This is a genomic window from Rhodospirillales bacterium RIFCSPLOWO2_02_FULL_58_16 (assembly GCA_001830425.1).
Classification (GTDB): domain Bacteria; phylum Pseudomonadota; class Alphaproteobacteria; order Rhodospirillales; family 2-02-FULL-58-16; genus 2-02-FULL-58-16.
Genome location: MIAA01000007.1, coordinates 24,884 through 31,214, shown reverse-complemented (window position 1 = coordinate 31,214; position 6,331 = coordinate 24,884). Strand labels below are relative to the sequence as shown.

The following is a 6,331-nucleotide window of genomic DNA, read 5'->3' as shown; positions in this document are numbered from 1 at the left end:
TCGTCTTGCTTCGTCGCTTCGCTTCTTGCAATCCTCGCAAAGACGGTTAGGCGTGGCCCACAGCGGCGATTCCAATCAATCCTGATGCGATCTAGAATTACGGGGACACAACCGGGGTAAACTCCTAAATTAAACTGTCCGTAAAAGGCGGATCAGGTCGGTGTCGTCTTCAAGGGAAAACAGCCATGACCTGTTTGGCCCTGTTTCACGCGAAGACGCGAAAGCAGGAAGAAAGGTAAGCCGTTTGGCCGATAGCGGTAAACCTGATCCGGTGCTGATGGACATCATCCTGGAAGGGAAAAGGGACGGTATTGAGGCGGCTTGCATAACTTGTCCCTATTGAATACGTTGGCCTGATGATCCCGCAACCCCAAACAGCGAACGGTCGCAAAGAGCGGACGGCGCTGATCCTGGCCATGGTCGTGACCGCCGCCGTAGTAGCCGGGATAGGGACATTGATGCTCTATCTGGCGGTCATCAGCGAACAGAAGGCTTGGCTGACGCGACTCGTACAGAGCCAGACGGCCATGATTGAAGCCGTCGCCCGTTTCGACGCCATGTACAGTCAACAGGACCATCCGCAAGGCGCCCGGGGCGCCACCATGAGCCAGCTTGCCGTCGCTCATGAAACGGCCTCGCGGTTCAGCGAAACAGGGGAATTCGTCATCGCCGTGCGCGAGGGCGATATGATAGTATTCCCGTTCAAGCAGCACCACGGCGTCATTCCCGATCCAATACCCTTCGCATCCGGTTTGGCGAGGCCGGCATATCACGCCCTGATGGGACATTCCGGGACGTCGATCGAACTCGACTACCATGGCGTCCTGGTGTTGGCTGCGTACGCGCCGGCGCCGACGCTGGATATCGGCATCGTCGCCAAAATCGATATGACCGAAGTGCGGGCGCCGTTTATCAAGTGGGGAACCCTCGGCGGTTTCGGCGCCATACTGGTTATCGCCGGGGGAGGGCTGTTGACCCGCCGTGTCAGCACCCCCCTTATCAAAGACCTGCAATCGGCCGTGGCCTCCCTCAACGACGCCCAGCGCCTCGCCGGCCTCGGCAACTGGGAGTGGAACGTTCAAACAGACGTCATTCGCTGGTCGGATGAAACTGATCAAATCTTCGGATTGAAGCCCGGAGAGTTCGGAGCAACCTACGAGGCATTCATTAACGCCGTTCACCCGGATGACCGGGCGATGGTCAACAAGGCCGTCAACCGCAGTCTCAAGGAGAGGGTCGGGTACTCGGCCGAATACCGCATCATTCGCCCCGACGCCGCCGTGCGCGCGATTTACGCGCGGGGTGAAACAGTGTTCAACGACGACGGCAAACCGGAACGGATGATCGGCACGGTTCTGGACATCACCGAGCGCAAGCTGGCCGAGGAGAAGATCGCCGCCATGCTGGCCGAGAAGGAAGTGTTGCTGCAGGAGATCCATCACCGGGTCAAGAACAACCTGCAGGTGGTCTCTTCCATGCTGTCGTTGCAGGCAAACGCGGAAAAGAACAGCCGGGTCGCGGAGGCGCTGCGGGAAAGCGAGCGCCGCGTCAGGGTGATGGCGCGGATACACGAGACCCTGTACGGCTCGTACGACATGGCCCACATCGGGTCGGGAGGTTACCTGTGTTCGATCATCATGGACATGAGAGAGAGCCATATCGGAGCTTCCGGGAATATTGTGTTCCGCGAGGACGTGGACGATATCGTCCTCGACATCGACCAGGCCGTCCCCATCGGGCAGATCGTCAGCGAGTTGATTTCCAACGCCCTGAAACACGCCTTTCCGGATGATCGGGGCGGCGTGATCGGGGTTTCCATGAAGCTGCGGGACGGCGGCATGATCGAACTGGCGGTGGCCGATGACGGCGCCGGTCTGCCCAAGGACTTCGATTTGAGCCGGTGCGGGACGCTGGGCCTGCAATTGGTGACGGCGTTGGCCGGCAAGCTGGGCGGGAAGGTGGAGGTGGATCGCTCGAACGGAACCCGGTTCGGCATCGTCTTCAAGGGAAAACAGCCATGACCCGTTCGGCCCTGTTTCACGCGAAGACGCGAAAGCAGGAAGAGGGGCAATCCGTCATGAGGATTGAAGAACTTGCCCGCGCTGCCGTGGATTGCGGTTTTCACATACACCGGGAACTCGGCCCGGGGTTGCTGGAATCGGTTTATGAAACCGTCCTGTTCAGGGCGCTTGAAAAGCGCGGACTGCATGTCGAACGGCAAGAACCGATTTCATTCACCTTCGATGATATGCGATTCGAGGATGCTTTCCGGGTCGATCTGTTGATCGAGAGACAATTGCTCATTGAGTTAAAGTCGATTGAAAAAACAGCGCCCGTACACGGCAAGCAGATTTTGACTTACCTTAGATTAATGAACTTGCCCCTGGGTCTGCTGATGAATTTCGGTATGACGACCTTCAAGGAGGGCGTCCGGCGGATCGTCAATGGTCATGACGACTTCGCGTCTTCGCGCCTTCGCGTGCATGGAGAGGAGCCATGACCAAGGAGCGCATCCTGGTGGTCGAGTTCGACCATGTTTCACGCGAAGACGCGAAAGCAAAAAGAGAGGCAATCCGTCATGAGGATTGAAAAAACAGAGAACGTCCGGCGGATCGTCAACGGTCATGACGACTTCGCGTCTTCGCGCCTTCGCGTGCATGGAGAGGAGCCATGACCGAGGAGCGCATCCTGGCGGTCGAGTTTGGCCCTGTTTCACGCAAAGGCGCGAAAGCAGGAAGAGGGGCAATCCGTCATGAGGATTGAAGAAACAGAGAACGTTCGGCGGATCGTCAATGGTCATGACGACTTCGCGTCTTCGCGCCTTCGTGCGCATGGAGAGGAGTCATGACCAAGGAACGCCTCCTGGTGGTCGAGGACGAGCCTATCACCGCCCTGGACGAACTGCGGATATTGACGAACCTGGGCTTTACGGTGATTGGAATCGCCCCTTCCTGCGAAGAGGCAATTCGTTTGGCCGATAGCGATAAACCTGATCTGGTGCTGATGGACATCATCCTGGAAGGGAAAAGGGACGGCATTGAGGCGGCGGAGGAAATCCGCAGACGGTTCAATATCCCGGTGGTGTTCGTAACCGCCCATGGAGAGGAGGCGTTCCTGGAGCGGGCCAAGAAGGCGGAGCCGTTCGGCTATGTGCTGAAGCCTTTCTCCCGGGAGACGCTGTCGGCCACCATCGAAGTCGCCCTCTATAAGTACCGGATAGAGCAAAAACTCAAGGAAAGCGAAGAGAACTCCAAAAACAGGGTGCTGGAACTCCAGGATGCCAAGTACAGGATCGAGACCCAGGCGGCAAAAATCTCCGCCATAGCCGATCAACTGGCGCTGGCCCGCGACGAAGCCCTCGCGGCCAGTCGCGCCAAGACCTTCTTTCTCACCAACATGAGCCACGAACTGCGTACCCCCCTGAACGCCATCCTCGGCTTTTCCGAGATGATGCGGATGGAAATGCTCGGCGCCATCGGCGTCCCGGCCTATGTCGGCTATGCAGCGGACATCCATAGCGCGGGGAAGCACCTGCTTCAGGTCATCAATGACCTGTTGGACATCTCGAAGGTTGAGGCGGGAGCGCAGGAACTGAAGGAAGAAGAATTGGACGTCCGCAAGGAAATCCTGTCTTCGCTCGATTTCGTGAGGGAACATGCACAAACGCATGGCGTCCTGTTGTCGGCGAATATCCCGGACGGATTCCCTAACCTGTTCGCCGACCGTTTGCGCCTGAAGCAAATCCTCCTGAACCTGCTGACCAATGCCGTCAAGTTCACCCCCGAAGAGGGATCGGTCATCGTGGAGGCGGCGCTCAACCGTGACAACGCCGTCCTGTTGCGGGTTATTGACACCGGCGTCGGCATCGCGCCCGAGGACATCCCGAAGGTATTCCTGCCTTTTGGTCAGATCGACGACATCATGGTGCGCGAACAGGAAGGGACCGGCCTCGGCGTGCCGCTGACCAAAGCCCTCGCCGAACTTCATGGCGGCGCCCTTGAAATTACCAGCGAAGCCGGCGTGGGGACCACAGTCACCGTGCGCTTTCCGCCGGCGAGAACAAAAAAATATTGACTCGCTTATACAACCTGCCCGGCATATAAACAGCGTATAGATTAAGTATAAATCAGGTTTAAATATGGAAGACTATCTCAAGGCGCTGGAAACGGTCACTAAGGCGCTTCGCCTGATGGAGGCCCACCATTACCCCCCCTCGCCGGAAAACTTGATGGTGTGGTACGCTTATGCGGCCGACGTCAATTCGGAATGTAGGGCGCGTCTGGATCAGCTGACCGAAAAACGCAAAAATCTGACGGAACGCGAGGTGAAGGACTGTGTCTGCAAGGTTCTGCTCATGCTCGCCGATTGTCCGGAATTTTTCAACAATCTCATCAAGGCCCATACTTCCCTCGACGCGGTGTTGGGCAGCCTGTCGGAAGTGGAAGGCGAGACGACGGAATTCGGCCGCATCCTTAACCATTCAGCGGAAAAACTGAAAAAGGCTTCCGACATTTCGGCGGCCCGCGAGGTGGTGGCGAAAATACTCCAGGAAACCGACCGCATGGCCGCCCATCAGAACCATCTTGCAGAGAAGCTCCGCGACACGACACGCGAAGTGCAACGCCTGCAAACCAGCCTTGCCGAGGCGCGTCATCTCGCCAATACCGATACGCTGACCGGCCTCTACAACCTCCGTTACCTGGAGGGCCGGTTGCCGCTGCTGATGAGAAAAGCGGCCGAGGAAGACACCAGCCTATGTACGCTTATGATCGAAATCAATAACTTCAAGAACATTATCGACGAACTCGGCCCTCAGTCGGCGGACAAGATACTCCGTTTGGTCGCCAACATCATCAAAAAGGCGGTCCGTGACGATGATCTTGCCGTCAGGTACGGCGGAAGAGAATTCATGCTGGTTCTTAATCGCACCCCGCTGGAAAACGCGGTCCTTCTCGGCAAGCGCATCTGCGAGGATATATCCAGCCGCAACCTTTCGCAGCGGGGCAGCGACCAGATACTCGGACGGATCACGGCGGCAGTCGGCATCGCCCGGCACAAGCCCGGCGAATCCGTGATACGGCTGCTTCAGCGCAGCGACATGGCCTTGAGCGACGGCAAGAAGTCCGGTAAAGACCGAGTGGCCGTATGCAAAGAAACCTGAGACGGCGGTTATGACTTGCGGCGGGTCTTTTTGGCGGATTGCCCCGCCGGCCTGACGCCGAGTTCGGCCTCCAGCGCCGCCACGCGCTTTTCCAGTTTTTCCTGTTCGGCGCGGGCCTTGGCGGCCATGTCTCTCACCGCTTCAAACTCCTCGCGGGGCGTCACTTTCATTTCGGCGAGCAACCGCTCCAGTTGCTGGCGCACCAGGGTCTCGACCTCGTCGCGGAATCCGGCGAGAGTTGAGGCGGCGCTGCCGGCCAGCTTGGCTATATCTTCAAATATCCCCGGTCCTTTGTTCATGGCGGGCATTATGAGCGGATACGCTCCCCGGCGCAACCGGACATCTAAAGCGCCAGGGCCGTTCCATCACGCAGAATTTTTTGGGCCTCTTGCGTATAGGCGCCGTCGCCGTCGTGAAGCGCCATGCCGGAGGCCGTCCTGGTCGGCGCCGTCATTCCCTTGCGACCTCTGATGATGACCCGTTTGGCCGGTCTGCCGCCGTCATCGGGCCACAGCGGGAAAACGACGATATCGCCCAGCCGCCCCTGCATGCAGGAAAGAATTTCGTCCGTGCGCCCGGCGTGGTGGATGAGGGTGACCGAGCCTTCGACGCGAACCATAGCGACGCAGAAATCAATCCAGTCGGCCAATGTCGCCTCGCCCTCGATGGTGGCCGCCGCTTTGACCGGATCGGGCGGCGCATTGCCGCTGCCGGCCTTGCGGAACGGCGGATTGGCCATGACGTGATCGAAAGAACCGGGCGTAAGCGCCCCCTTTACCCTCATAATGTCGCCATGGATGAACTCAACGCGCTCGGCGACGCCGTTAGCGTGGGCGTTGCCTACGGCCAGTTCGGCCATCAAGCCGTCGGCCTCGATCCCCTTGACGCGCACGCCGGGCAGCCGCGAGGCCAGACATAAAGCGGCGGAGCCGACGCCGGTTCCGGCGTCAAGAACCATATCGCCGTCTTCGGCGGGAACGGCGGCGGCGAGGAAAACGGCGTCGATGGCCGTGCGAAACCCTTTGGCCGGTTGGCGCAAGCTGATTTTTCCCGCCAGCAGCGCATCCTCGGTAATTTTGCTCATGTCCCGGTGCTCATGCTGGGGGCGTTGTCCACTTGACCAATGGTCTCGCCCTTACTTATGCTCAATGCCTGCGTCAGGCAACCTTG

The 6,331-nt window shown here is 58.8% G+C and carries 6 protein-coding genes; 4 read left to right on the top strand and 2 right to left on the bottom strand.

Annotated elements, in window-relative coordinates:
• Positions 1-416 precede the first annotated feature (416 nt).
• From A3H92_03660 to A3H92_03645, 4 genes are all read left to right on the top strand, one after another.
• Positions 417-2,021, top strand: coding sequence for a hypothetical protein (locus A3H92_03660; GenBank protein ID OHC76234.1), 1,605 nt, complete (start codon positions 417-419; stop codon positions 2,019-2,021).
• A gap of 56 nt (positions 2,022-2,077) precedes the next feature.
• On the top strand, positions 2,078-2,500 hold the full coding sequence (locus tag A3H92_03655; protein ID OHC76244.1) for a Fe3+ hydroxamate ABC transporter substrate-binding protein: 423 nt from the start codon (positions 2,078-2,080) through the stop codon (positions 2,498-2,500).
• A 344-nt stretch (positions 2,501-2,844) separates the two neighbouring features.
• Positions 2,845-4,074: a hypothetical protein gene (locus tag A3H92_03650; protein ID OHC76233.1), complete on the top strand. Its 1,230-nt coding sequence runs from the start codon at positions 2,845-2,847 to the stop codon at positions 4,072-4,074.
• 64 nt (positions 4,075-4,138) lie between these two features.
• Positions 4,139-5,161 carry a hypothetical protein gene (locus A3H92_03645; protein OHC76232.1) on the top strand — a complete coding sequence of 341 codons (1,023 nt, stop codon included), beginning with the start codon at positions 4,139-4,141 and terminating at the stop codon, positions 5,159-5,161.
• Between the two features lie 8 nt (positions 5,162-5,169).
• Here the strand turns inward: A3H92_03645 and A3H92_03640 are convergent, their stop codons facing one another.
• Positions 5,170-5,460: a hypothetical protein gene (locus tag A3H92_03640; protein ID OHC76243.1), complete on the bottom strand. Its 291-nt coding sequence runs from the start codon at positions 5,458-5,460 to the stop codon at positions 5,170-5,172.
• 44 nt (positions 5,461-5,504) lie between these two features.
• Positions 5,505-6,245, bottom strand: coding sequence for a hypothetical protein (locus tag A3H92_03635; GenBank protein ID OHC76231.1), 741 nt, complete (start codon positions 6,243-6,245; stop codon positions 5,505-5,507).
• Between the last annotated feature and the right edge of the window lie 86 nt (positions 6,246-6,331).